The sequence below is a fragment of the Cryobacterium sp. MLB-32 genome, assembly GCF_000738085.1.
GTDB lineage: Bacteria > Actinomycetota > Actinomycetes > Actinomycetales > Microbacteriaceae > Cryobacterium.
In genome coordinates this window covers 1-883 of the sequence record NZ_JPRS01000654.1, presented here as the reverse complement: position 1 = coordinate 883, position 883 = coordinate 1, and the positions used below count along the sequence as shown (strand labels likewise).

Below are 883 nucleotides of genomic sequence, written 5' to 3'. Positions count from 1 at the left end.
ATCCGATCAGCCTCGAAGAGCCCCCTTCAAGGCGGAATTCCTTGTCATGTAACGTGCCCGCAGATGACGGCCGTTGTCAAGAAATCCCATTGTTCTCAAGCTTCACGTCGCTGGAGGCACCCGTCTGCTTCGTCGGGCGGGGCCGCACAGATGCCACGTTGGTACTGCCGTACTGACCGACATCATGCCTGGTCGTGCGAGGTGAGGTCAGCCACGATGAAATCACGATCGGAGGTCCGGCTATCTACGCCGTACGAGACCCACTCGGGGGAACCGATTGTGCCACCGATCTGACATACGCTGGCCATTTCGTTTGCTGTCTCGTTGTCGATTGTCTCGATGTAGATGCCGATCACGCCGTCGTCCCTGACGGCGGTTATCGCTTCCTCAAATGGTGCCCACGTTGCGGAGTAGCTTTTCGAGACATAGCTGATCGTCTGGGCTTTGCAGAGTGCGTAGACCATGACTGGATCGAGTGGGTCTGCAGGCAACGTCCCGGAAGTTGCGTCCGCGTCGGAGCTGGATGCGGGAGTTGACGGCGCCGCACCAGACGTTTCAGACGGCGTGGAGGAGGTAGTCGTTTCGTTGGTGGAAGTGGTCGGGTTGGAGTCGCCACCGGTGGCGTTGGAGCAACCGGACAGGATTACGGTGGTCGCTATCGCGCCTAGGACTATTGTTCCGAGAAGTTTCATGGGTTCAATTATGCTCGTCTACCTCCGGACACGTTGTCTACTGTCCGGACGGAGCGTTATCACTGGGCCTGTTGCGGTTATCTCGTCAGTGGGTCTTTAGCCTGATGCAGCGGGTTCGTTGTCGGTAGCAATGGTGTTCCCACAGCGCTCTGGGCGTTCAGGTTTGATCGAAAGCACGGGGGCGGAAGAAG

General features: G+C 58.1%; 1 protein-coding gene. It reads right to left on the bottom strand.

Annotated features, from left to right (window positions below):
* Positions 1-182 precede the first annotated feature (182 nt).
* Complete coding sequence (locus JF66_RS20695; RefSeq protein WP_035880840.1) at positions 183-464, bottom strand: hypothetical protein; 282 nt, start codon at positions 462-464, stop codon at positions 183-185.
* Between the last annotated feature and the right edge of the window lie 419 nt (positions 465-883).